The sequence below is a fragment of the Pseudomonas sp. VD-NE ins genome (genome assembly GCF_031882575.1).
Lineage (GTDB): Bacteria > Pseudomonadota > Gammaproteobacteria > Pseudomonadales > Pseudomonadaceae > Aquipseudomonas > Aquipseudomonas fluorescens_BZ.
Genome location: NZ_CP134772.1, coordinates 1903372 through 1927544 on the forward strand (window position 1 = coordinate 1903372; position 24173 = coordinate 1927544).

The 24173-nt window shown below is 60.1% G+C and carries 26 protein-coding genes and 1 riboswitch; of the genes, 19 read left to right on the forward strand and 7 right to left on the reverse strand.

The window, feature by feature from the left end; translation table 11 throughout:
• Positions 1 to 3: 3 nt before the first annotated feature.
• Positions 4 to 654 (reverse strand): phosphoribosylglycinamide formyltransferase, encoded by a 651-nt coding sequence (purN, locus tag RMV17_RS08400; protein ID WP_034156238.1) that lies wholly within the window; start codon positions 652 to 654, stop codon positions 4 to 6.
• Positions 654 to 1712, reverse strand: a complete 1059-nt coding sequence (purM, locus tag RMV17_RS08405; protein WP_077571719.1) for a phosphoribosylformylglycinamidine cyclo-ligase — start codon at positions 1710 to 1712, stop codon at positions 654 to 656. Before purM ends, purN begins: the two co-directional genes overlap by 1 nt.
• 373 nt (positions 1713 to 2085) lie before the next feature.
• On the opposite strand from purM, the gene RMV17_RS08410 reads away from it, so the two are divergent.
• From RMV17_RS08410 to RMV17_RS08430, 5 genes are all read left to right on the forward strand, one after another.
• The gene (locus RMV17_RS08410) at positions 2086 to 3144 is read left to right on the forward strand and encodes a DUF2066 domain-containing protein (protein WP_311886243.1); all 1059 of its coding nucleotides are present in this window, start codon (positions 2086 to 2088) and stop codon (positions 3142 to 3144) included.
• 34 nt (positions 3145 to 3178) lie between these two features.
• Positions 3179 to 4252, forward strand: a complete 1074-nt coding sequence (locus RMV17_RS08415) for an AI-2E family transporter (protein WP_034156235.1) — start codon at positions 3179 to 3181, stop codon at positions 4250 to 4252.
• A 206-nt stretch (positions 4253 to 4458) separates the two neighbouring features.
• A complete protein-coding gene (hda, locus tag RMV17_RS08420) occupies positions 4459 to 5163 on the forward strand; it encodes a DnaA regulatory inactivator Hda (RefSeq protein WP_034156234.1) in 705 nt (234 codons plus the stop codon).
• Positions 5164 to 5377: 214 nt separating this feature from the next.
• A complete protein-coding gene (locus tag RMV17_RS08425) occupies positions 5378 to 5995 on the forward strand; it encodes a C40 family peptidase (protein ID WP_007919826.1) in 618 nt (205 codons plus the stop codon).
• A 220-nt stretch (positions 5996 to 6215) separates the two neighbouring features.
• Complete coding sequence (locus RMV17_RS08430; RefSeq protein ID WP_034156233.1) at positions 6216 to 6752, forward strand: C40 family peptidase; 537 nt, start codon at positions 6216 to 6218, stop codon at positions 6750 to 6752.
• 132 nt (positions 6753 to 6884) lie between these two features.
• Here RMV17_RS08430 and RMV17_RS08435 read toward each other — a convergent pair whose 3' ends face one another.
• Both RMV17_RS08435 and RMV17_RS08440 read right to left on the reverse strand, forming a co-directional pair.
• Positions 6885 to 8198 carry a sorbosone dehydrogenase family protein gene (locus tag RMV17_RS08435; RefSeq protein ID WP_311886244.1) on the reverse strand — a complete coding sequence of 438 codons (1314 nt, stop codon included), beginning with the start codon at positions 8196 to 8198 and terminating at the stop codon, positions 6885 to 6887.
• A gap of 66 nt (positions 8199 to 8264) precedes the next feature.
• On the reverse strand, positions 8265 to 8849 hold the full coding sequence (locus RMV17_RS08440; RefSeq protein WP_077571724.1) for a hypothetical protein: 585 nt from the start codon (positions 8847 to 8849) through the stop codon (positions 8265 to 8267).
• Between the two features lie 163 nt (positions 8850 to 9012).
• A riboswitch (cobalamin riboswitch) is annotated at positions 9013 to 9244 on the forward strand.
• Positions 9245 to 9324: 80 nt separating this feature from the next.
• Between RMV17_RS08440 and cobO the strand changes: the two genes are divergently transcribed.
• The 14 genes from cobO to RMV17_RS08510 all read left to right on the forward strand — a co-directional run bounded on the left by cobO (position 9325) and on the right by RMV17_RS08510 (position 20948).
• Positions 9325 to 9936: a cob(I)yrinic acid a,c-diamide adenosyltransferase gene (gene cobO, locus RMV17_RS08445; protein WP_003223053.1), complete on the forward strand. Its 612-nt coding sequence runs from the start codon at positions 9325 to 9327 to the stop codon at positions 9934 to 9936.
• Positions 9933 to 11333 (forward strand): cobyrinate a,c-diamide synthase, encoded by a 1401-nt coding sequence (locus RMV17_RS08450; RefSeq protein WP_311886245.1) that lies wholly within the window; start codon positions 9933 to 9935, stop codon positions 11331 to 11333. Before cobO ends, RMV17_RS08450 begins: the two co-directional genes overlap by 4 nt.
• On the forward strand, positions 11330 to 11980 hold the full coding sequence (bluB, locus tag RMV17_RS08455; RefSeq protein WP_311886246.1) for a 5,6-dimethylbenzimidazole synthase: 651 nt from the start codon (positions 11330 to 11332) through the stop codon (positions 11978 to 11980). The genes RMV17_RS08450 and bluB overlap by 4 nt, the downstream gene beginning before the upstream one ends.
• Positions 11977 to 12885, forward strand: coding sequence for an adenosylcobinamide-phosphate synthase CbiB (cbiB, locus tag RMV17_RS08460; protein WP_064117343.1), 909 nt, complete (start codon positions 11977 to 11979; stop codon positions 12883 to 12885). Before bluB ends, cbiB begins: the two co-directional genes overlap by 4 nt.
• Complete coding sequence (gene cobD, locus RMV17_RS08465; protein ID WP_311886247.1) at positions 12878 to 13870, forward strand: threonine-phosphate decarboxylase CobD; 993 nt, start codon at positions 12878 to 12880, stop codon at positions 13868 to 13870. Before cbiB ends, cobD begins: the two co-directional genes overlap by 8 nt.
• Positions 13867 to 15318, forward strand: coding sequence for a cobyric acid synthase (locus RMV17_RS08470; RefSeq protein WP_311886248.1), 1452 nt, complete (start codon positions 13867 to 13869; stop codon positions 15316 to 15318). The genes cobD and RMV17_RS08470 overlap by 4 nt, the downstream gene beginning before the upstream one ends.
• A gap of 147 nt (positions 15319 to 15465) precedes the next feature.
• Positions 15466 to 15987: a bifunctional adenosylcobinamide kinase/adenosylcobinamide-phosphate guanylyltransferase gene (gene cobU / locus RMV17_RS08475; RefSeq protein ID WP_311886249.1), complete on the forward strand. Its 522-nt coding sequence runs from the start codon at positions 15466 to 15468 to the stop codon at positions 15985 to 15987.
• Positions 15984 to 17039 (forward strand): nicotinate-nucleotide--dimethylbenzimidazole phosphoribosyltransferase, encoded by a 1056-nt coding sequence (gene cobT / locus RMV17_RS08480; protein WP_311886250.1) that lies wholly within the window; start codon positions 15984 to 15986, stop codon positions 17037 to 17039. Before cobU ends, cobT begins: the two co-directional genes overlap by 4 nt.
• On the forward strand, positions 17036 to 17611 hold the full coding sequence (cobC, locus tag RMV17_RS08485) for an alpha-ribazole phosphatase family protein (RefSeq protein WP_108227179.1): 576 nt from the start codon (positions 17036 to 17038) through the stop codon (positions 17609 to 17611). Before cobT ends, cobC begins: the two co-directional genes overlap by 4 nt.
• Before the next feature lies 1 nt (position 17612).
• Positions 17613 to 18344: an adenosylcobinamide-GDP ribazoletransferase gene (locus tag RMV17_RS08490; RefSeq protein WP_311886251.1), complete on the forward strand. Its 732-nt coding sequence runs from the start codon at positions 17613 to 17615 to the stop codon at positions 18342 to 18344.
• Positions 18345 to 18543: 199 nt separating this feature from the next.
• Positions 18544 to 18948, forward strand: a complete 405-nt coding sequence (locus RMV17_RS08495; RefSeq protein ID WP_007919794.1) for a MarR family winged helix-turn-helix transcriptional regulator — start codon at positions 18544 to 18546, stop codon at positions 18946 to 18948.
• Between the two features lie 53 nt (positions 18949 to 19001).
• Complete coding sequence (locus tag RMV17_RS08500) at positions 19002 to 20210, forward strand: MFS transporter (protein ID WP_311886252.1); 1209 nt, start codon at positions 19002 to 19004, stop codon at positions 20208 to 20210.
• Positions 20207 to 20332: a hypothetical protein gene (locus tag RMV17_RS08505; protein ID WP_311886253.1), complete on the forward strand. Its 126-nt coding sequence runs from the start codon at positions 20207 to 20209 to the stop codon at positions 20330 to 20332. Before RMV17_RS08500 ends, RMV17_RS08505 begins: the two co-directional genes overlap by 4 nt.
• A gap of 55 nt (positions 20333 to 20387) precedes the next feature.
• Entirely contained in the window at positions 20388 to 20948 is a 561-nt protein-coding gene (locus tag RMV17_RS08510) for a glutathione peroxidase (RefSeq protein ID WP_007919788.1), read from the forward strand.
• 199 nt (positions 20949 to 21147) lie between these two features.
• Here the strand turns inward: RMV17_RS08510 and RMV17_RS08515 are convergent, their stop codons facing one another.
• The 3 genes from RMV17_RS08515 to RMV17_RS08525 form a co-directional block, all read right to left on the reverse strand.
• Entirely contained in the window at positions 21148 to 22419 is a 1272-nt protein-coding gene (locus tag RMV17_RS08515) for an OmpP1/FadL family transporter (RefSeq protein WP_034156220.1), read from the reverse strand.
• Positions 22420 to 22565: 146 nt separating this feature from the next.
• Positions 22566 to 23048, reverse strand: a complete 483-nt coding sequence (locus RMV17_RS08520) for a hypothetical protein (RefSeq protein WP_034156219.1) — start codon at positions 23046 to 23048, stop codon at positions 22566 to 22568.
• A gap of 274 nt (positions 23049 to 23322) precedes the next feature.
• A complete protein-coding gene (locus RMV17_RS08525) occupies positions 23323 to 23547 on the reverse strand; it encodes a hypothetical protein (protein ID WP_034156218.1) in 225 nt (74 codons plus the stop codon).
• Between the last annotated feature and the right edge of the window lie 626 nt (positions 23548 to 24173).

A 24173-nucleotide genomic window follows, 5' to 3' on the forward strand; every position in this document is an offset into this window, starting at 1 on the left:
CTCCTAGTGTCGAATCAAGTGGCCGCTGGCCGCGAGTAACTGGCCATCCAGTAAAGCACCGTGTTCACCGAGTGCCAGTCTGCCTTCGGCAAACCAGCGAACTGCCATCGGGTAGATCAGGTGTTCCTGAACGTGGACTCGCTGCGCAAGACTCTGCGGCGTGTCGTGCAACTCTACCGGTAATACTGCCTGTACGACCAGTGGTCCGCCATCGAGTTCCTCGGTGACGAAGTGCACGGAGCAGCCGTGCTCAGTATCACCGGCCTCCAGCGCGCGCTGATGAGTGTGTAACCCTTTGTATTTGGGCAGCAGCGACGGGTGGATGTTGAGCAGGCGACCCTGGTAGTGGCGAACGAAGTCAGCGCTGAGAATGCGCATGAAGCCGGCCAGCACCACGAGTTTCGGATTGAATTCGTCGATCAGTTCGATCAGAGCAGCATCGAAGGCCTCGCGACCTTCGAATGCCTTGTGATCCAGCGAGCGGGTAGCGATACCCGCGTCACTGGCGCGTTGCAGGCCGTAGGCGTCGGCGCGATTGGAAATCACTGCAGCGATGCGGACCGGGCTGTCGCCGGTCCGCGTGCTGTCGATCAGAGCCTGCAAGTTACTGCCGGTGCCGGACAACAGCACCACGACATCACAGGTTGCGGACATTAATGAGCCTTAAGGTTCTGCAGATCAACCTGAGCAGCGCCTTCGGCAGCGGCAGCGATCTGACCGATGACCCAAGGCTGTTCGCCGGCGTCACGCAGGGTGTTCAGGGCAACTTCAACGTGCTCCTGAGCCACGCAGATGACCATGCCAACGCCGCAGTTCAGCACGCGGTGCATCTCGGTTTCGTCAACGTTGCCTTTTTCTTGCAGCCAGTCGAACACGGCTGGGCGAGTCCAGCTAGCCACGTCAACCACAGCCTGAGCGCCTTTTGGCAGAACGCGCGGGATGTTGTCGAGCAGGCCGCCACCGGTGATGTGGGCCATGGCTTTGACGGCGCCGGTATCTTTGATCAGCTTGAGCAGCGGCTTCACGTAGATGCGGGTCGGGGCCATCAGCAGGTCGGTCAGCGGTTTGCCGTCGAGCTGGATGTTTTCGATGTCGGCACCGGAGACTTCGATGATCTTGCGGATCAGCGAGTAGCCGTTGGAGTGCGGGCCGGACGATGGCAGCGCGATCAGCGCGTCACCGGTGGCGACTTTCGAGCCGTCGATGATTTCAGCTTTTTCCACGACGCCGACGCAGAAGCCGGCCAGGTCGTAGTCTTCGCCTTCGTACATGCCTGGCATTTCAGCGGTTTCGCCGCCAACCAGTGAGCAACCCGACAGTTCGCAGCCAGCGCCGATGCCGGTCACTACCTGGGCAGCGGTGTCGACATTCAGTTTGCCGGTGGCGTAGTAGTCGAGGAAGAACAGTGGCTCGGCGCCGCAAACGACGAGGTCGTTCACACACATGGCAACCAGGTCGATACCGATGCTGTCGTGCTTGTTCAGGTTCAGCGCCAGACGCAGCTTGGTGCCGACGCCGTCGGTGCCGGACACCAGCACGGGTTGCTTGTAGCCGGCCGGGATTTCGCAGAGGGCGCCGAAACCGCCCAGGCCGCCCATGACTTCCGGGCGCGCAGTGCGCTTGGCGACGCTCTTGATGCGTTCGACCAATGCTTCACCGGCGTCGATGTCTACACCGGCGTCCTTGTAGCTCAGGGAGGGTTGCTTGCTCATGATCCAGGCCTTTAGGGGAGGGGATTCAGGGGTAACGACCGAGTTCAGCGGGAACTTCGAAATCGACGGGGCGATGGCCTCACGCGAGTTTCGAGGTGCCCGGCTGTTGCCGGTCTGCGAAGGCGCGCGATTTTATCAGGCTTGAGGGGCAGCGGCCATCCTCGCACCGACGGGCAGGGCCATATCTCGGGAAATTTTTTGCAATTAAGGCTTGCGGGTGCCTGTATAAGGTGTGGCAATTAACCGTCTATCGTTATCACTGTGCAAAAACTTACCGCTGTCGTGTGAATGTTTTGTGCTGGCAGATTGTCACAGCCTTGCTTAACCGGTTCACGCGGCCTGTTCCAGCCGCTCCTGTCGACGGGAATTTTCCATGCGTTTTTGTAAATTGTTGTTTGTGGGTTGTTTGTCTCTGATCAGTCTGGCGAGTCACGCCGAAAACCTCAAAGGCCTCTATCAAGTACGTGAGCCGGTCAATGGCCAGGCGCCGGAAGAGCGTGATCGCGCCACGCAGGCGGCGCTCGACACGCTGGTATTGCGTTTGACTGGCGATCCGAAAGCTGCGCAAAACCCGGGGCTGGCGGCGATTCGCAAGGATCCGCAGCAAATTATCAGTCAATTCGGTTTCGATGCCGGGCCGCCGGAGGTGCTCAAGGTCGATTTCGATCCGGCGACCACCGAGCAGGCGCTGCGGCGTGCCGGACTGTCGTTGTGGGGCGCCAGTCGGCCGTCGATCCTGAGTTGGTGGCTGAACGATTCGGCTGAAGGGTCGAGTCTGGTCGGTGATGGTCAGGCCGCTGCTGCGCCGTTGCGTACGGCCGCGCAACATCGCGGCTTGCCATTGCGCTTGCCGCTGGCGGACTTGAGCGAGCAATTGGTTGCCACTGCGCCAGCGCTCGAAGGCACCGATCCGGCACCTTTGCGCGGTGCCTCCGAGCGCTACAACGCTGACGCCCTGCTGGCGGTGCATGCGCGCGAAGAAGGCGGGCAGTGGCAGGCCAAATGGCACCTGTGGCTGGGCGATCAGAAAGAGGCGGGCAGTGTGCAGGGCGCCGATCAGGCCGCTGTGGCTGATGCGGTGATGCTCGCGGTGGCCGAACGTCTGGCGCCACGGTTTGTTGCCAAGCCCGGCGCTTCAGGGCAGCAGACCCTGGAAGTGCAGGGCATGAATCTTGAACACTACGCGGCGCTGTTGCGGTTACTCGAGCCATTTGGCGTGCGTCTGCAAAGTGTGGATGGCGATCGCATCGTTTATCGGGTCAATGGCAGTGCCGATCAGATGCGTGCGCAGTTGTCGCTGGCGAAGTTGCAGGAGTTGCCGGCTGAAACGCCGGCGCAGGTTTCAGCGCCACAGCCAGTGGCTAGCGGCGCAACACCTGTCGCGGCGCCAGCCCCGATCCCGGCAGCACCGTCGTTGCGGTTTCGCTGGTAAGTCTTTCCTTATATAGAAGCAACAGGAGTGGTACATGGCCGATACGCGGCGTTGGTTCTGGCTCGGTGGGGTAGTCCTGCTTTGCGCGTTTGTATGGTTGCTGCACCCGATCCTCACGCCGTTTCTGGTGGCGCTGCTGCTGGCTTATCTGTTCGACCCATTGGTGGATCGCCTGGAACGGCTCGGTTTGTCGCGAACCTGGGGCGTGATCGCGGTGTTTGCCTTGTTCACTCTTATCGTCACCGCGCTGTTGCTGGTGCTGGTGCCGATGCTCGCCAAGCAGTTACTGCGTCTTTACGAACTGGCGCCGCAAATGCTCGACTGGCTGCAACACACGGCACTGCCGTGGGCGCAGGCGAAGCTGGGTCTGTCGGATGGTTTCTGGAAATTCGACAAGGTCAAAGCGGCGATCAGCGAACACATGGGTCAGACCACCGACATCGTCAGTGTGGTGCTGAGTCAGGCCACGGCATCGAGCCTGGCGCTGATCGGTTGGCTTGCGAATCTGGTATTGATCCCGGTGGTGAGCTTTTACTTGCTGCGCGACTGGGACGTGATGATGGCCAAGATCCGCAGCCTGCTGCCGCGTGATCGGGAAGAGACCATCGTATCGCTTGCCGGTGAATGTCATGAGGTACTGGGCGCGTTCGTTCGCGGTCAGTTGCTGGTGATGGTGGCGCTGGGCGTGATCTACGCAGCAGGCCTGATGATTGTCGGGCTGGAGCTGGGGCTGTTGATCGGACTGATTGCCGGTCTGGCGGCGATCGTGCCGTACATGGGCTTCGTGATTGGCATTGGTGCGGCACTGATTGCCGGGTTGTTCCAGTTCGGCGGCGACCTGTATCCGATGGTCGGGATCGTTGCCGTGTTCATGGTCGGTCAGGCGCTGGAAGGCATGGTGCTGACGCCTTTGCTGGTGGGCGATCGTATCGGTCTGCATCCGGTGGCGGTGATCTTTGCGATTCTGGCCGGTGGCGAACTGTTCGGTTTCACCGGTGTGCTGCTGGCATTGCCGGTGGCGGCAGTGATCATGGTGTTGGTGCGCCATGTGCACGATTTGTACAAGGATTCTGACATCTATAGTGGTATGGACGAGCCGGAGTTGTAATCGGGCAGGGCGGCCCGGCGAATAGCCGGGTTGGCCCGCGTCCTGCAGGCGCTGGCGCCAAAGAATCTGTCATAAAACCAGCGAGTTAACGCAAACCTTTGATTTTGCTTGGACTCTGCTGCATTGTGCGCTCAGCTTCACGGGTATAAACTTCGCAAACTTTACACAGAGGCCACTAACGGTTCCTTGAGAACTGTTCAGTCAGCATGAAACCGATTCAGCTGCCCCTAGGTGTGCGTCTGCGTGACGACGCCACCTTCATCAACTACTACCCAGGCGCCAATGCCGCTGCACTCGGCTATGTCGAGCGTCTATGCGAAGCCGACGCCGGCTGGACAGAAAGCCTGATCTACCTGTGGGGCAAGCACGGCGTAGGGCGTACGCATCTGTTGCAGGCGGCGTGTCTGCGATTCGAGCAGATGGGTGAGCCGGCGGTGTACTTGCCGCTGGCGGAGTTGATGGATCGCGGCGTCGAAATCCTCGATAACCTCGAACAGTACGAACTGGTTTGCCTGGACGACTTGCAGGTGATTGCCGGCAAGGCCGACTGGGAAGAGGCGATGTTTCATCTGTTCAACCGTCTGCGTGACAGTGGTCGGCGCCTGCTGATCGCTGCGGCCACTTCTCCGCGTGAACTGCCGGTCAAACTGGCTGACTTGAAATCGCGCCTGACCCTGGCGCTGATTTTTCAGATGCGTCCGCTCTCCGATGAAGACAAGTTGCGCGCTCTGCAATTGCGCGCATCGCGTCGCGGTCTGCACCTGACCGACGAGGTCGGGCATTTTATTTTGACTCGCGGCACTCGCAGCATGAGTGCCCTGTTTGACTTGCTTGAACAGCTCGATCAGGCCTCTTTGCAGGCTCAGCGCAAGCTGACCATCCCCTTCCTGAAAGAAACGCTGGGCTGGTAACGGCGCGGCTTTCAGCGTGTTTCGGCATATTTCAGGCGCCAGAAAATCCGCTTTCCTGCACGGTGTGCAGGCGGCGTATCGGTTCAAATGGGCTTAAGCGCTTAGATGTAAACGAGAAACCGGGAAGTCACAAAAAGATCGATTGAATTTGCAAATGAGGCTGATAGCGGGCATAGTCTCGGCTTCTTTACAACTATCAGCCACGGTCGTGCCCATGCTAAAGCGCTTCGCACCCCTCGTGCCTCTCGCACTCGTCACCCTGTTATACGGTTGCGCTGCTCATTCTCCAGTTCAAGAGCAGCCTCAACAGGTTAAAAATTCTGCCACGGCTCAGTCTTCCGTTATTTACCAGGAAGAGCTGGACACCGAAAAAGAACTCAACGAATTCAATGGCAAGAAGCCTTATCAGCTTCCTGTTCTGGCCGACAGCATCCTCGAACGCGGCATGTCCCTGATCGGTACCCGTTACCGTTTCGGCGGTACCTCTGAAGCCGGTTTTGATTGCAGTGGTTTCATCGGTTATCTGTTCCGCGAAGAAGCCGGCATGAACCTGCCACGCTCGACTCGCGAAATGATCAACGTCGATGCGCCGCTGGTCTCGCGCAGCAACCTTGAGCCGGGCGATCTGCTGTTCTTCGCCACCAACGGTCGTCGCGGTCGTGTCAGTCACGCCGGGATCTACCTCGGTGACAACCAGTTCATTCACTCCAGCAGTCGTCGCAGCGGCGGTGTTCGCATCGACAGCCTGGGTGACAGCTACTGGAGCAAGACCTTCATCGAAGCGAAACGCGCTTTGGCCAACGCTCCGACAGTCGTCACTGCTCGCAAGTAATTCCCCTGTTGTCGCTGCGTTCGCGGCGACAATCAGGCTCCCGGCAACAGAGTAGACGTATACTTTACAAGGTGAAGTTAAAGTCTTACTTGAAGTTTGCCGCGTAGCCGCTAGAATCCTGAATCTATATTGATGGCAAACCGCCTGCGTGCTCACGCAGGCGGTTTTGTTTTCTGTCCATCGGCAGAAAAAGCCGCAGCCAGATCAGGATGTTCTGCTTATGACGATGTCGGCCCGCCTCACTTTGATCTTCTTCGCAGCGCTGCTCAGCGCCTGCGCCAGTCGCACACCACCGCCTGCGCCAGTGGTTCGCGCTCCTGTCGTATTCGGTCCCTCCCAAGCTTTTTCGCCTGCTGCTGAAGACGTGCTGTTTCGCGCGCTAGGCCTGGTCGGTACGCCTTATCGTTGGGGCGGCAATACGCCGGATTCGGGATTTGATTGCAGCGGGTTGATCGGTTTTGTCTACCGTGATGCGGCGGGGATTTCGCTGCCACGTTCCACGCGCGAGATGATCGTCATGCAGGCGCCGAACGTCGGCAAGGAAGGCTTGCAGACTGGCGACCTGATCTTCTTCGCCACCAATGGCGGCTCGCAGGTCAGTCATGCGGGGATTTACGTTGGCGAAGGGCGCTTCGTGCATGCGCCAGCCACGGGCGGCACGGTGAAGCTGGACAGCCTGTCGAAGGCGTATTGGCAGAAAGCTTATCTGAGTGCCAAGCGGGTGTTGCAGCCGGAACATCTGGCGCATAACCCTTAGTAAAATCGCAGCAATCCTAATGTGGGAGCGAGCCTGCTCGCGAAAGCGGTGTATCAGTCAACTCAATGGAGACTGACACTACGCATTCGCGAGCAGGCTCGCTCCCACAGTTGTTTCAGGTCACATTCAACATCACTTCGTGGCCGAGACTCGCCACACCTTGTTGCCGACATCATCCGCCACCAGCAAGCCACCTTGCTGATCGATCACCACGCCCACCGGCCGACCTAGCGCATTCTCGTCCTTGTCGAGGAAACCGGTCAGCACATCCACCGGTTTGCCGCTCGGCTTGCCACCGGTAAACGGCACGAAAATCACTTTGTAGCCACTGTGCGGTTTGCGATTCCATGAGCCGTGCTGGCCAATAAACGCGCCTTCCTTGAACTGCGCCGGCAAGGCGTTGCCCTCGGCAAAACTCAGGCCCAGCGAGGCGGTGTGCGGCCCGACCGCGTAATCCGGGGCGATGGCTTTGGCCACCAGGTCCGGGTTCTGCGGCGTAACACGCACATCGACATGCTGACCGTAGTAACTGAACGGCCAGCCATAGAAACCACCGTCCTTCACAGAGGTGATGTAGTCCGGCACCAGATCACTGCCGATCTCGTCGCGTTCGTTGACCGCTGTCCACAGCGCGCCACTTTTCGGCTCCCAGGCCAGGCCATTGGGGTTGCGGATGCCTGAGGCGAAGATGCGGTGATTGCCGGTCGCCCGATCGACTTCCCAGATTGCCGCGCGGCCTTCCTCCTTATCCAGACCATTTTCGCCGACGTTGCTGTTCGAGCCGACCGTGACGTACAGCTTGCTGCCGTCCTTGCTGGCAATAACGTTTTTCGTCCAGTGGTGATTCAGCGTGCCGCCGGGCAGATCGACAACCTTGATTGGTTGCGACTTGATCTCGGTCGCGCCGGGTTCGTAGTTAAAGCGCAGCAAGCGATCGGTATCTGCGACGTACAGGTCATTGCCGACCAGCGTCATGCCGAACGGCGAGTTGAGGTTCTGCAGAAACACCGTGCGCGTCTCAGCCACGCCATCGTGATCGGCGTCACGCAGCAAGGTGATGCGGTTTGGGCTCGGTACGCCAGCGCCAGCCTTGCCCATGACCTTCTTCATCACCCAGCCACGAATGCCGCTGCTGTCATCCGGTTTTGGCGGGGCATTGGTTTCCGCCACTAGCACATCGCCATTGGGCAAGACATAGAGCCAGCGTGGATGATCGAGGCCTTCGGCGAACGCTGCCACCTGAGTGCCCGCCGCCGCGGTCGGTTTACCGCCCGCGGGCCAGCCGATCGCCGGGGCGATGTTCACCGTCGGGATCAGGGTCTTGTTCGGTTCGGGCAGTTTTGGTGACGGGCCGGTGCCGTCGGAGACTTGCAGGCTGGAGGTTTCACCGCAGGCGGCGAGTCCTCCGGCGAAGGCGATGACAAAAACGAACTGGGGCTTGCGCATTGCTGATCTTCCCTATGAATGCATTCCTAATCATAGAGGAGGGCGCAAGCCCGATGGTTCAACTGCTCAGCCGCGGGCTTCCTTGAACAGCACGGCGATGCCCGGGTGATAGTTGCCGGCTTCGCTGCGCAATTTGCGATAGGCATAGGGGAAATACCAGGCGACGGCGCAGGTGTGTTCCTTTTGCAGGTCGTCGACCATGTCCTGCAACTCTTCGGGGCTGGCGCTGTGCTGGGCTTTTTGCGGCGCGACAAACAGGCAGCCGAGCTTGAGGTCGCTGGCATAGCTGATGCGTTTGGCGTCGTTGGTGATGTCCAGCAGGGCTTGAGTCAGATTCAGGTTGGTAACCTTTGGCCAGCGCTGGGTGGCCTGGATAAAGGCGCGGTCTTCGGCGCCGGCCAGAAACAGATCGGCGCGAGCGTTGCGCTCGCCTTCTTCGTTCTGTTTGCGCGTGGCAGTGTCGTTCAAAGTAACCAGCTCGGCCATCCACGCCGCTGCCGAGAGCAATCCGAGATTGGCCTTCTCGTCATGCCAGTAAGGCGTGTCGCTGTCGCCGCGAACGGCGTTGTAGCGGTCGATACAGTCAAACCAGCGTTCAAGCACCGGGCGCAGAAATTCCAGGCGCGGGTTGCTGATGATCATGCCTTGCATCGTCATCATCCTTTATTGTTGTGGTGGGCTTTTCGGGAAAAGCATGGCTCTTTGATATCATTTGTATCAGTGTGGCACAAGATTGGCGGCAGATAATTGATCGGCGGCAGTTATTCGCCCGATGGCCGCCTCTTTAATTGACGCTCCACCCCCAACCCTCTAACCTTCGCGGCTTGTTTCAGGTGCTCTGTGACCGCTGTCGACAGAGTGAAACAGGGAAGCCGGTGAGGGTTGTCTTCAAGCGAAGAACTACCACGATCCCGGCGCTGCCCCCGCAACGGTAAATGAGTGAAAACTGCGCCTTGAGCCACTGCCTCGAAAGAAGCGGGAAGGCGCGCAGTCAGGCGAAACGCCGCTCATGAGCCCGGAGACCGGCCTGATCCATCCAGCGGCATCACGGTGGGCGATGCCAGGCTTTTTGCCGTCTATTCTTGTGCCTGCCCGCCGTTATCCAGCCTCAACGGAGAGCTCCCCCATGACTGATTCCCCCGAGCGCGACGAACGCCATCTGGCGCGTATGCAGCGCAAAAAAGCCGTGATCGATGAACGCATCGCCAACTCGCCCGACGAGTGCGGTCTGGTGTTGGTGCTGACTGGCAATGGCAAAGGTAAAAGCAGCTCGGCCTTCGGCATGCTCGCCCGCGCCATGGGCCACGGCATGCAGTGCGGTGTGGTGCAGTTCATCAAGGGCCGCAACAGCACCGGCGAAGAGCTGTTTTTCCGCCGCTTTCCCGAGCAAGTCCGCTTCCACGTGATGGGCGAAGGCTTCACCTGGGAAACCCAGGATCGTCAGCGCGACATCGCCGCTGCCGAAGCCGCGTGGGCGGTTTCCCGTGAGCTGCTGCGCGATCCGTCGATCGGTCTGGTGGTGCTCGACGAACTCAACATCGCCCTCAAGCACGGCTACCTCGATCTCGATCAGGTGCTCAGCGATCTGCAGGCGCGTCCGCCGATGCAGCACGTGATCGTCACCGGTCGCGCGGCCAAGCCGGAAATGATCGAGATGGGCGACACGGTCACCGAAATGGGCATGCTCAAACACGCCTTCCAGGCCGGCATCAAAGCGCAGAAAGGCGTCGAACTTTGAATCAACCACGTCACTGCCCGGCGGTCCTGATCGCCGCGCCGGCCTCCGGTCAGGGCAAGACCACCGTCACCGCCGCGCTCGCCCGTTTGCATCGCAATCAGGGGCGCAAGGTACGCGTGTTCAAATGCGGCCCGGACTTCCTTGATCCGATGATTCTCGAGCGCGCCAGCGGTGCGCCGGTGTATCAATTGGACATGTGGATGGTCGGCGAGCAGGAAAGTCGTCGTCTGTTATGGGAAGCCGCCGCCGAGGCGGATCTGATTCTGATCGAAGGCGTGATGGGCCTGTTCGACGGCACGCCGTCCAGTGCCGATCTGGCGCGACACTTCGGTGTACCGGTGCTTGGCGTGATTGATGGGACGGCGATGGCGCAGACCTTTGGTGCGTTGGCGCTAGGTTTGGCGAAGTATCAGCCGGATCTGCCGTTTGCCGGTGTATTGGCCAATCGAGTCGGCACCTTGCGCCATGCGCAATTGCTCGAAGGCAGCCTCACTGAGGGGCTGCGCTGGTACGGCGCGTTGTCCAGAGAAACCGGCATCGAATTGCCGAGCCGCCATCTCGGTCTGGTCCAGGCCAGTGAATTGAATGACCTCGATGTACGCCTCGACGCTGCCGCCGATGCATTGGCCAGCAGTTGCGAGGTAGCGCTGCCACCGGCCGTGGAGTTCGCCGCGCCGGACGTCATCGCTGTCGAGCCGCTGCTGAAGAATGTACGAATCGCCGTCGCCCGAGATGAAGCGTTTGCCTTCACCTACGGCGCGAGTCTGGATCTGCTGCGCGCGATGGGCGCCGAGTTGAGTTTCTTCTCGCCGATCCGCGACACGCAATTGCCTGAGGCGGACAGCCTGTATTTGCCCGGTGGGTATCCGGAACTGCACCACGTTGCGTTGTCGCAGAACACCGCGATGCTGGAGGCGATTCGTGCGCATCATGCGGCGGGGAAACCGTTGCTCGCTGAGTGTGGCGGGATGCTGTATCTGCTCGACTCGCTGACCGATGTTGAAGGTACGCGTGCTGAACTGGTCGGGTTGCTCAAGGGCGACGCGGTGATGCAAAAGCGTCTGGCGGCGCTGGCGCTGCAGGCGGTGGATCTGCCGGAAGGGTCGTTGCGCGGGCACACTTATCACCACTCCTTGACGACGACTGAGTTGCCGCCGATTGCGCGTGGCTTGAGCCCGAATGGCGGGCGTGGGGCCGAGGCGGTTTATCGGGAAGGGCGGATGACGGCTTCTTATGTGCACTTCTATTTTCCGTCGAATCCTGTGGCTGTCGCTGCACTGTTTGTGACTGACCTTGAGGCCGCCATCGCTGGCAAGCCAGCTCCCACAGGGGATTGCGTTTCGTCAGGTATTGCACCACCCACTGTGGGAGCTGGCTTGCCAGCGATGGGGCCATGACCGACAACACATTCTCCGAAGCCGAACGCGAAGCGGTTTATCGAGCCATCGCCGAACGCCGCGACATGCGCCACTTCACTGGCGGCACGGTCGAGCCGGATCTGCTGCGCCGACTCTTGGAAGCCGCCCACCAGGCCCCAAGCGTCGGCCTGATGCAGCCCTGGCGCTTCATTCGCATCAGCGACCGAACTTTACGTGGCCAGATCCAGAAGCTCGTGGAAGAAGAACGCATCCGCACGGCTGAAGCCCTCGGCGAGCGCAGCGACGAGTTCATGAAGCTCAAGGTCGAAGGTATCCATGACTGCGCCGAAGTGCTGGTTGCCGCATTGAAGGACGATCGCGAAAAGCACATTTTCGGTCGTCGCACGCTGCCGGAAATGGACATGGCCTCGCTGTCCTGCGCGATCCAGAATCTGTGGCTGGCTTCGCGTGCCGAAGGACTCGGCATGGGCTGGGTATCATTGTTCGAGCCACAGGCACTGGCTGATCTGTTGAAGTTGCCCGAAGGCGCAAAACCTCTGGCCGTTTTATGCCTGGGCCCGGTCAAGGAATTCTATCCGGCGCCGATGCTGGTACTCGAAGGGTGGGCGCAGGCGCGTCCGCTCAATGAGTTGCTGTACGACAATTATTGGGGAGTGAGTCAATGAGTGTGGCGTTGTTGAGTGTCGCTGCGGTCGCGCTGGATGCGCTGCTCGGTGAACCGAAACGCTGGCATCCGCTGGTGGCTTTCGGCAATTTTGCCGGGCGCATCGAGCAACGTTTCAACGCCGGTGGCCGGGGTTGGCGCAGCCATGGCGTCACCGCGTGGGTGATTGCCGTGCTGCCGCTGACCTTGCTCGCCACGGCGTTTTCCTGGGCGCCGTACGTGGGCTGGGTCGTCGAGATTCTCGCGCTGTATTGCGCCCTCGGCATGCGCAGCCTCGGTGAACATGTCGCGCCCGTCGCTGCTGCCCTGCGCGCGGATGATCTGGACGAGGCGCGCAAGCGTGTCGGCTATCTGGTCAGCCGCCAGACCGATGAACTCGACAGCACCGCCGTCGCTCGCGCTGCCACTGAGTCAGTGTTGGAAAACGGCAGTGACGCGGTGTTTGCCGCGCTGTTCTGGTTTGTCGTCGCCGGTGCGCCGGGCGTAGTGCTCTACCGCTTGAGCAACACGCTCGATGCGATGTGGGGCTATCGCAACGAACGCTTCGAACGTTTCGGTTGGGCCGCAGCAAAAATCGACGACGTGTTGAACTACATTCCTGCGCGTCTGGTGGCATTGACCTACGCGCTGCTGGGCAAAACCCGACTCGCGTTGAAGTGTTGGCGCACCCAGGCGCCGAAGTGGGACAGCCCCAACGCAGGTCCCGTGATGGCGGCCGGCGCCGGTGCGCTGGGCGTGGAATTGGGTGGGCCGGCGATTTACCACGGTGAACTTCACGACCGTCCGCAGCTTGGCGAGGGCGCAGCGGCTGACGCAGATTCCATCGACCGTGGCTGGCAATTGGTCCAGCGCGGGGTATGGTTATGGCTGCTGATTCTCTGCGTGGGGGCTGAATTCTATGCTTGAGCACGGTGGCCGGCTGCGCAAGGCGGCACTCGATTACGGCATTGCCGAAGCGGATTGGCTCGACCTGTCCAGCGGTCTGGCGCCGTGGCCATTCCCGATCCCGGACATCCCGCTGCGCGCCTGGGCGCGTTTGCCGGAAACCGATGACGGTCTGGAGCAAGCCGCGTGCGATTACTACGGTGCCGTGCAAGTGCTGCCGGTGGCCGGTTCGCAGATGGCCATCCAGTTGTTGCCGCGTTTGCGCCGGGCCGGCAAGGTCGGTGTGTTGTCGCCGTGTTATGCCGAACATGCCGAAGCGTGGCGCCGCAGTGGTTATATCGTGCGCGAGGTGCTGGAGCAGGAAGTCGAGTTCTTTCTCGACAGTCTCGACGTGCTGGTGGTGGTCAATCCGAACAATCCGACCGGCCTGAGCCTGACCCCGGCGCGCCTGCTTGACTGGCATGCGCGGCTCGCCCGGCGCGGTGGCTGGCTGGTGGTCGATGAAGCCTTTATGGACAACACGCCGCAACTGAGCCTGGCCCCGCATGCCCATCAAGTCGGGCTGATCGTGTTGCGTTCGTTCGGCAAGTTTTTCGGTCTGGCCGGGGTACGTCTGGGCTTTGTCCTGGCCGAGCGCAAGTTGCTCAAGCTGCTCGCCGAACAGGTCGGGCCTTGGGCGGTGAGCGGGCCGACGCGGGTGCTCGGGCAAGCGTGTCTGCAAGACACCGAAGGGCACACACGCCAACGGATTCGCAGCGATGAGGCCAGTGAACGGCTGGCAGCGTTGCTGGAACGCTACGGTTTCAAGCCGCAGGGCGGTTGCGCGCTGTTCCAGTGGCTGATCACCGAGCATGCCGAAACGCTGCACGCATTCATGGCCCGTCGCGGCATCCTCCTGCGCCTCTTCACCCACAACAGCAGTCTGCGCTTTGGCCTGCCTGCCGATGCCGCTGAAGAAGCGCGTCTCGAACGCGCTTTAAACGCTTTCGCCAAGGACCACCCATGACCACCCTGATGGTACAAGGCACCACTTCCGACGCCGGTAAAAGCACACTGGTGACGGCACTGTGCCGCTGGGCGACCCGCCAGGGCGTGGCGGTCGTACCGTTCAAACCGCAGAACATGGCGCTCAACAGCGCGGTGACCGCCGATGGCGGTGAGATCGGCCGTGCGCAAGCCGTGCAGGCGCAAGCGGCGTTTCTTGAACCGCACACTGACATGAACCCGGTGCTGCTCAAGCCCAACAGCGATACCGGCGCGCAAGTGATCATCCATGGTCGCGCGGTGACGTCGATGAATGCCGTGGCGTATCACGACTACAAAGCCATCGCGATGAAAGCGGTGCTCGCGTCCCACGAACGGCTCAGCGCGGCGTATCCGCTGGTGATGGTTGAAGGTGCAGGCTCGCCGGCCGAGATCAATCTGCGCGCCGGCGACATCGCCAACATGGGCTTTGCCGAAGCGGTGGATTGCCCGGTTTTGCTGATTGCCGACATCAATCGCGGCGGGGTTTTCGCGCATCTGGTCGGCACGCTGGAGTTGCTGTCGCCGAGTGAACAGGCGCGGGTAAAGGGTTTCATCATCAACCGTTTTCGCGGTGACATCGCCTTGCTGCAACCGGGCCTCGACTGGCTGGAACAACGTACCGGAAAACCGGTGGTGGGCGTGCTGCCGTACGTGATGGATCTGCATCTGGAGGCCGAGGACGGCATCGATCAGCGCCAGACCGACAAAGCCGAACAAGTTCTGAAAGTGGTGGTGCCGGTGCTGCCGCGCATCAGCAACCACACCGACTTCGATCCGCTGCGTTTACATCCGCAGGTCGATCTGCAATTTGTCGGCCCGGGGCAAGTGATTCCTGCTGCTGACCTGATCATCCTGCCGGGCTCGAAAAGCGTGCGCAGTGATCTGGCTTATCTGCGCGCCAATGGCTGGGATACGGCGATCTCTCGGCACTTGCGTTACGGCGGCAAAGTGCTGGGGATTTGCGGCGGTCTGCAGATGCTCGGCGAGCAGGTGCATGATCCGCTCGGTCTTGAAGGTGCGCCGGGCACGAGTGCCGGTTTGGGCTTGCTGGCGTTCGAAACAACGCTCGAAGCCGAGAAGCAGTTGCGCAATGTACGCGGACGGCTGGCGCTGGAAGATGCCGAGGTCAGCGGTTATGAAATTCATGCGGGCGTGACCAGCGGACCGGCGCTGGAGAATGCGGCGGTGCATCTGAATGATGGCCGTTGCGACGGTGCACAGAGTGCTGACGGACAAGTGTTCGGCACTTATCTGCATGGTCTGTTTGAATCGCCGGCGGCGAGTGCGGCGTTGCTGCGCTGGGCCGGGTTGAGCGATGTGCAGACGGTGGATTATCACGGCTTGCGCGAGCGCGATATCGAACGGCTGGCGGATCTGGTGGAGAAGCATCTGGATACTGATCTGTTGTGTCAGCTCTGTGGGATTTGAGGTGCCTGTGCTGGCCTCTTCGCGAGCAAGCTCGCTCCCACAATTACCGGTTGGCTTTAGATTCTGTTTACACCCCATAACCCTGTGGGAGCGAGCTTGCTCGCGAAGGGGCCAATTGCCTCAACACATAACTCTGTGGATAAACCCATGCTCCAACTGATCCTCGGCGGCGCCCGCTCCGGCAAAAGTCGTCTGGCCGAAAAGCTCGCCAGCGATAGCGGCCTGGCCGTGACCTACATCGCCACCAGCCAGCCCCTCGATGGCGAGATGAACGACCGCGTCGCCCACCACCGCGCCCGCCGTCCCGCGGACTGGGCACTCATCGAAGAACCCTTGGAACTTGCCCGCGTCCTGCGCGAAAGTGCCAGCGCCGAGTGTTGCCTGCTGGTTGATTGCCTGACCCTGTGGCTGACCAATCTGCTGATGCTCGATGACGCCGAGCGTCTCGCCGCCGAGCGCGAAGCCTTGCTCGAATGCCTGGCCTTGCTGCCGGGAGAAATCATTTTTGTCAGCAACGAGACCGGAATGGGTGTCGTGCCGCTGGGCGAATTGACTCGCCGCTACGTCGATGAAGCCGGTTGGCTGCATCAAGCTCTGGCCGAGCGCTGTCAGCGTGTTGTCCTGACCGTCGCCGGCCTGCCCCTGACTCTGAAAGGACCTGCGTTATGACTCAAACCTGGTGGCTGAACCCGTGCAAACCGGTCGATCTCAACGTCGTTGAACAAGCGGCGGCGCGGCAGCAGCAACTGACCAAGCCGGCCGGTTCGCTGGGGCGTCTGGAATCGGTCGCGGTGCAACTGGCCGGCCTGCAAGGCCAGGTCAAACCGACGCTCTCGCAAGTCTGGATCGCAATTTTTGCCGGTGATCACGGTGTGGTCGCGGAAGGTGTTTCGGCTTTCCCGCAGGAAGTCACCGGGCAGATGCTGCTCAACTTCGTCAGCGGCGGTGCGGCGATCAGCGTGCTGGCGCGGCAGCTCGGTGCACAACTGGAAGTGGTCGATCTGGGCACAGTAAATCCCTCGCTGAACCTGCCCGGTGTGCGCCACTTGAATATCGGCGCGGGCACGGCGAACTTTGCTCAGGGTGCGGCAATGTCTCAGGCCCAGGGCGAACTGGCGTTGCAGGGCGGTCGCGACAGTCTGTTGCGAGCGAAAGCGGCGGGCGCGCAGTTGTTCATCGGTGGCGAAATGGGCATTGGCAACACCACGGCCGCCAGTGCGCTGGCCTGCGCCTTGCTCGATTGCCCGGTGGCGCATCTGACCGGCCCCGGCACCGGGCTGAATGCCGAAGGTGTCAGCCATAAAGCGCAAGTGATCGAACGCGCGCTGGCATTGCACGCCGCACAGCGTGGCGATGTGTTGCAGACCCTGTTCAATCTGGGTGGTTTTGAAATCGCCGCGCTGGTCGGTGCGTATCTGGCAGCGGCGCAAGAAGGCGTTGCGGTGCTGGTCGACGGCTTTATCTGCACAGTCGCGGCGCTGGTTGCGGTGCGTTTGAATCCGGCATGTCGCGAGTGGCTGTTGTTCGGTCACCGTGGTGCCGAGCCGGGGCATCGCCATGTGCTGGAAACCCTGAATGCCGAGCCGTTGTTGGAGCTTGGCCTGCGTCTGGGCGAGGGCAGTGGCGCCGCGTTGGCGGTGCCGTTGTTGCGTCTGGCCTGTGATCTGCACGGGCAGATGGCGACATTCGCCGAAGCAGCGGTGGCGGATCGTCCGGCATGACCCTGCGCCTGGATTTGCTGCGCCATGGCGAAACTGAATTGGGCGGTGGCTTGCGTGGCAGCCTCGATGATGCGCTGACCGAAAACGGCTGGGCGCAGATGCGTGCGGCAGTGGTCGAGGGCGGGCCGTGGGATCGGATCGTCAGCTCGCCGTTGCAACGTTGCGCGCGGTTTGCCGCAGAGCTGGGTGAGCAACTGAGCCTGTCAGTGCATCTGGATAAGGATCTGCAGGAACTGCATTTCGGTGCGTGGGAAGGGCAGAGCGCGGCAGCGTTGATGGAGACCGATGCTGAAGCGCTGGGGTTGTTCTGGGCCGATCCGTATTCGTTTACGCCGCCGCAGGGTGAACCGCTCAGCGAGTTTTCTTCTCGAGTGCTGGCGGCCGTTGCGCGCCTGCACAGTGCTTACGCCGGTGAGCGGGTGTTGCTGATCAGTCATGGCGGCGTGATGCGTTTGTTGCTGGCGCAAGCACGCGGCTTGCCACGCGAGCAGTTGCTCAATGTCGAGGTCGCTCACGGCGCGCTGTTTGCACTGACGGTCGATGCGGATGGTTCACTCAAGGAAGGTCACTGACATGTTGCCGCTGTGGATCGCCCTGCAATTTCTCAGCAGCCTGCCGATTCGTTTGCCGGGGATGCCCGAGCCGGAACAGCTGGGGCGGTCACTGCTGTTTTATCCGTTGGTGGGGCTGCTGTTTGGCTTGATCCTGTGGGCGTTGAATCTGGCGTTGGCGGGCGCGCCGTTGTTGCTGCATGCGGCGCTGTTGCTGACGGTGTGGGTGTTGCTCAGCGGCGCACTTCACCTGGATGGTCTTGCCGACAGCGCCGATGCCTGGCTCGGCGGTTTTGGTGATCGCGAGCGTACGCTGACGATCATGAAGGACCCGCGCAGTGGGCCGATTGCGGTGGTCACGCTGGTGTTGGTGTTGTTGCTCAAGTTTGCTGCGTTGTTGGCGTTGATCGAGCAGGGACATGGGCTGGCGTTGATCATCGTGCCATTGCTCGGGCGGGCGGCGTTGCTCGGGTTGTTTCTGACCACGCCGTATGTGCGGGCTGGTGGGTTGGGGCAGGCGTTGGCGGATCATTTGCCGCGCAAGGCTGGATGGTGGGTCTTGGGCGTCAGTGCATTGGTCTGCTTGCTGATTGCCGGGTTCAGTGCCGTCGTTGCGCTGGTGATCGCTGTCGGTGTGTTTGTCTGGTTGCGGCAGGTGATGATGCGGCGGTTGGGCGGGACGACGGGCGATACGGCGGGGGCGTTGCTGGAATTGCTGGAGATGGTGGTGCTGGTTGGATTGGTTTTGGTCTGAGAGATTGTCGCTGGATGCTGGCCCTATCGCTGGCAAGCCAGCTCCCACAGGTTTTGCAGTGGATCGTAGATTTTTTGGGCGTTATTGAACCCTGTGGGAGCTGGCTTGCCAGCGATGGCGGTGTATCAGGCGCCACAAATGTTATGGGTAAACCCATCTGTAACTTGATTTAACACAGTCGCGGGTATATACACGCATCATGCTTCCTTCTCAGTGTTTGTGCACTAACCTGCGTCGTGCCGCTCGTGGCGTCAGCAGGCATTACGACGGCGCTCTCGACGGCTTCGGGATCAACGTTGCCCAGTATTCTTTGCTGTGCAATCTGCAGCGTCTGGATCAACCGAGCATTTCTGAACTGGCCGAAGCCATGGGCCTGGACCGCAGCACCCTCGGGCGCAACTTGCGGGTGCTGGAAGGTGAGGGGCTGGTGGCGCTGGCCGAGGGCGAGGACATGCGTAACCGCATCGTCAAGCTTACCGAGACTGGCGTGCAACGCCTGGCAGCAGCACTGCCAGCCTGGGAAGCGGCGCAGCAGCGGTTGATTGACCGACTGGGTGCCGAGAAGCGTGAAACCTTGCTCAGATTGCTGGATGAACTGGCCTGAGGCCGGTTTTTTCCAAACTCAAGCGGGTATATACCCGCAAGCGGAGAATAACAATGACATCGATGTGGCGTACGTGCGGTTGGGTGTTGGTCGGAAGTGCGCTGATTTTGGCATTGTCATTGGGTGTGCGGCACGGTTTCGGCTTGTTCCTGTCACCGATGAGTGCGCAGTTCGGCTGGGGACGTGAGGTGTTCGCCTTTGCCATTGCCTTGCAGAACCTGATCTGGGGCCTGGCGCAGCCGTTTACCGGCGCATTGGCTGACCGCTTCGGCGCGGCAAAAGTAGTACTCGTCGGTGGGGTGCTCTACGCGGTGGGTCTGGTGTGTATGGGCCTGTCTGATTCGGCGGTGACGCTGTCGCTGAGCGCTGGTCTGCTGATCGGTATCGGACTTTCCGGTACTTCGTTCTCGGTGATCCTTGGCGTCGTCGGGCGTGCGGTGCCGCCAGAGAAACGCAGCATGGGCATGGGCATTGCCAGCGCCGCCGGTTCGTTCGGTCAGTTCGCCATGTTGCCGGGCACTCTCGGCCTGATCGGCTGGCTTGGCTGGTCGGCGGCGTTGCTGGTGTTGGGCTTGCTGGTGGCGCTGATCGTGCCGCTGGTGAGCATGCTCAAAGACAAGCCGTTACCGTTGCTTGGCCATGAACAAACCCTGTCCGAAGCCCTGCGCGAAGCTTGCTCGCATTCCGGCTTCTGGTTGTTGGCGTTCGGCTTTTTCGTTTGCGGTTTTCAAGTGGTGTTTATCGGCGTTCACTTGCCGGCCTATCTGGTCGATCAGCATCTTCCCGCCAGTGTTGGCACTACGGTGCTGGCGTTGATCGGGCTGTTCAATATCTTCGGCACCTACACCGCCGGCTGGCTCGGCGGGCGAATGTCCAAGCCACGCTTGCTGACCGCGTTGTATCTGCTACGCGCAGTGGTGATCGTGCTGTTCCTGTGGCTGCCGGTGACGACTACCTCGGCGTACCTGTTCGGCATGGCCATGGGGTTCCTGTGGCTGTCGACGGTGCCGTTGACCAACGGTACGGTGGCGACCTTGTTCGGGGTGCGAAACCTGTCCATGCTCGGTGGCATCGTGTTCCTCTTCCATCAGTTGGGATCGTTCCTTGGTGGCTGGCTGGGCGGGGTGGTGTATGACCGAACCGGGAGTTACGACTTGATCTGGCAAGTGGCTGTTCTTTTGAGTCTGCTGGCGGCGGCGTTGAACTGGCCGGTGCGCGAGCGCCCGGTCGCGCGTCTGCAGGCCGCAGCGGGCGCCGCATGAGCCGATTCTGGCCACGATTGGCCATCACCGCACTCGGCGGCGCCGCCTTGCTGGCGCTGGTGTGGTGGGGCTGGCAGCAGGGCGGCCTGGCCTTGATGCAGTTGGGCATGAGCATTTGCTAGAAGCGGGCATGACGAGTAACGTCGAATTCTGAACGACTGCTCAAGGATGCTCGACATGCTGATGCGCTGGTGTGCTGTTCCCGCGTTGCTGATGGCGTTGACTGGTTTGGCCCAGGCCGCCGACTGTCCCGAATTGCTGCAAGGCTCGCTGCCCAAGTTGCGAGCCAAGGAATCCATCGATCTGTGCAAACAGTACGCCGATAAACCGTTGGTGGTGGTCAACACCGCAAGCTTTTGCGGTTTTGCCCCTCAGTTCGAGGGCCTTGAGGCGCTGCATAAGCGCTACGAAGGGCAAGGGCTGGAAATGCTCGGAGTGCCTTCCAATGACTTCAAGCAAGAGTCCAAGGACAGCGCCGAAACCGCCAAGGTCTGTTACGCCAATTACGGCGTGACGTTCGCCATGACCGAGCCGCAGAAAGTCCGTGGCGATGACGCGACGCATCTGTTCCAGGTGCTGGCCGCGCAGAGCAGCGCGCCGAAGTGGAATTTCTACAAGTATGTGGTTGATCGCCAGGGCAAGGTCATCGCCAATTTCTCCAGCCTGACCAAGCCGGATGATCCGGAGTTTATCGCTGCGATTGAAAAGGCTATTGCCTCGAAACCGCTGAAGCCTTGAATCCGTAGGCCGGCGATGATTTTGTAGGAGCTGCGGCACGCTGCGATCTTTTGATTTGAAAAAACAAGATCAAAAGATCGCAGCCTCGTTGCACTCGACAGCTCCTACAGGTCGCACAAATTTCAGGCACAAAAAAGCCCCGCCTCTGTAAAGAGAGCGGGGCTTTTTGTGGGCGAGGGGTTTGCCTCGCCATGCAGCATCAGAAGCGGTAGGTCGCGCCGACACCGAAACCGTTTGCCGAGTTTTCATACTTGGCGTCGTAGGTCTGGCCGCGATCGTTTTCGTTGCGGATCTTCACCGACTCTTCTTTCAGGTACGAGTAAGCGACGTCGATGGTCAGGTCTTCGGTCGGGCTCCAGCCGGCACCGATGCTGAAGATGGTCCGGTCGCCGGTAGGAATACGTGGCGAGCGGTCGACGTTGTTGGTCGGCGACTGGTCGAAGGTCAGACCGGTACGCAGTACCCATTCCTTGTTCAACTGATACGAAGTACCCACGGCGTAAGCCCAGGAGTCGTGCCAGTTCTGGTCTTCGGTGATTTCACCGAACTGACCGGCCAGCAAAGGCTGCACACCAGAGTTCTTGACGGTGATTTTTTCCAGCTGGCTCCAGCGGGTCCAGGTCGAACCGGCATACACGTTCCAGCGATCGTTGATCGCCTGGGTGACCGAGAAGTCGATGGATTCAGGCGTGGTGATCTTCAGCGAAGCGTCGTACTTCTGGTTGGCGCCCAGACCGATGGCACCGAGCACACCGTAGTTGACCTTGGTGTTGCCTTCGAGCTTGTAGTCGACTTTCGAGTGGTAAGTCAGACCCAGGCGTGTGGTGTCAGTGGCTTGTACCAGCACACCGATGTTGTAGCCCAGCGCGGTGTCGTCACCCTTGATCTTGACCTTGCCATCCGGCGCGGCCTGAGTGATCGACAGGTTGGATTCCAGCGTACCGTCGATGCGGTTGATGGTCGGACCAAAACCGATCGACACCTTGTCGTTGAAGGCGTAACTGACGGTTGGCTGGAAGGTGATCACTTGTACTTCGGACTTGCTACCGAAGTAACGGCCGGCAAAACCTTTTTCGTAGTCGGTAATCAGGCCGAACGGCACGTAGACGCCGAGGCCGAATGCCCAATGATCATCGATTGGTTTGACGTAGAAGCCCATAGGTACGGAGGTGAAGGGCACCATGTCGCCTTTGTTGCTGCCGCCGTTAGGGCTGGAGCTGGCATCGCTGATATCGGTTTTTGCATCGAGGAATGCAACACCGCCAGTGACTTGTTCGCGCTTGAGGCGCGACATGCCGGCAGGGTTGCCATAAACAGTGCTTGCGTCGTCGGCAGAAGAAGATCGCCCAGCGTAACCAGTGCCCATCCCGCTGATACTGTGTTCGTTGATGGCAAAGCCAGCTGCGAAGATCTGGGTGGATGCCATGGTAACGGCGAGGCTAAGGGTGGTTTTGAGCATGACTTTTTTCATTATTAGAACTCCTGGTGATCACCGGGGCGAAAATTACCAACATTTTCGTCCCAGCGCTATAGTCCGTATGCCTTGAGTTAGAGCGGTTTTGTAGGACAATCCGACCAGAATCGCGACCTGTTGGCAGATCTTCTGAAACCAGTGGGTCAGCACGCGACCTGATTCACCGTTGAAACACAGGTGTGCCAGGCGTAAGTGAAGTCGCGCAGGCGACCTTGAGGTTGAAAGGTCTGACGCCAGATGCGCGCCATTCCCAGCAAATCGTTGCAATCGGGGAGGGTGGGGTTTTGTTCTTCTACCAGCAGCCACGCAATTGCCGTGGCGTAACGCAGATTGACCGTCAGTTCCAGGTGCGGACCAGTCAGGAAAGCATGCTGACTGGCAAGGCCGCGGACCAGGCTGGCACGTTCCGGATCGAGTGCCAGGTAATCATCCCAAAGGGCTTGATGGCGATGCTCGGCGATACGGTAGAGGCCATGGCCACGGCGGTCATGCAGGGCGGAACCCAGGGCTGACTGACTGGCGGCGATGCCCAGCAGCAGAGATTCGGCAGTCGCGCTGTGGCGTCCCAAGTAGATCAGCGTAGGACGGATCACGTAGCGGCACAGTTCGCTGGCAGCGATACCCATAAAACCCTCGGATCTTGTTATGAATGGCGAGTCCTGAAGGGGTGCTTGGCAGCTGTGGATCGGTTCAGGCTCGCCGCAAGCAGATCACGCCGCTTGAGTTGAAGTGTAGTGTCATATTCGCGACGTAAAGGCCTGTTTTTAAAATATTTCCGGCTTCGAGTTATAACCGTTATATCCGTTGGTACTTAAGCGCCAACGGCTAAAAGTGAAACATCAGGCAATAAAAAGCCCCGCATTTGGTGCGGGGCTTTTGCTTTTGCAGCCTTTTCGGCTCTCAGGCAATCAATGCCTGACGGGTACGGTCGATCACGGCCTGCAGCGGTTCGGCGCTGGAGTACTGATCGGGGTACAGACGCTCGCTGTGGCGGGCGATACCGTGTTCGTTGACCAGTGTGAAGCTGAAGCAGCCTTTGCGAGCGGCCATGATCAGGCAGTTCATTGGTGCAAAAGCGTTGGTTAGGGTGCGAATGGCATCCTGAGTATGGATTTGAGTAGACATAGTTATTAGGTGTTCCTACAAATGACACGGATAAGAACCGTGCAACGTTAAAACGTTCCAGTAACGTCGACCACCATTGGTCGAACGAAGAACCCGACTGGAACAAAGCAGCCAGTTTGAAGCGCTGATAATTTGGCGCGCTTGGGCTGGCAGGTAGGTACTTAGGAGGGCAGGCATCACAACGAGGGCAAAGGTTCTGGGCCCGGGGTGAAGATCCTGATCAATTTGCAGGTTGGTTCGGTCAGAGTAAGTGGTCTTCGCAACACCCTTCGCATCATTCGAAGGCAGTGTCGTCGCAAGGTTTACCTGGAAACCATCGAGGGGTCGTTCCCGCTTTTTTCGGTAGGGCTTCTTGGTAGAAGGCTGACCGTGGGGATGTGTTCGACCGGAATTGACTTTCAGCTTGGTACTAACGCCGCGGATAGTAACGGATCGAAATGGCTAAAGCAAACTTCGTGTAGAAAAAGATTGCAGTCAGAGATTGAGTCTGCTTGGCCTGTTTGCTCAATTGCCCACAATTGGCGCATTGTTCGACCGTCGGTCGGTGAGGATTTGCTTATCAAGCCCCGCGCCAGACCGGTTTATCCCCAGACCGGTTACCAAAATGACCCGAAAACGCGCATCGA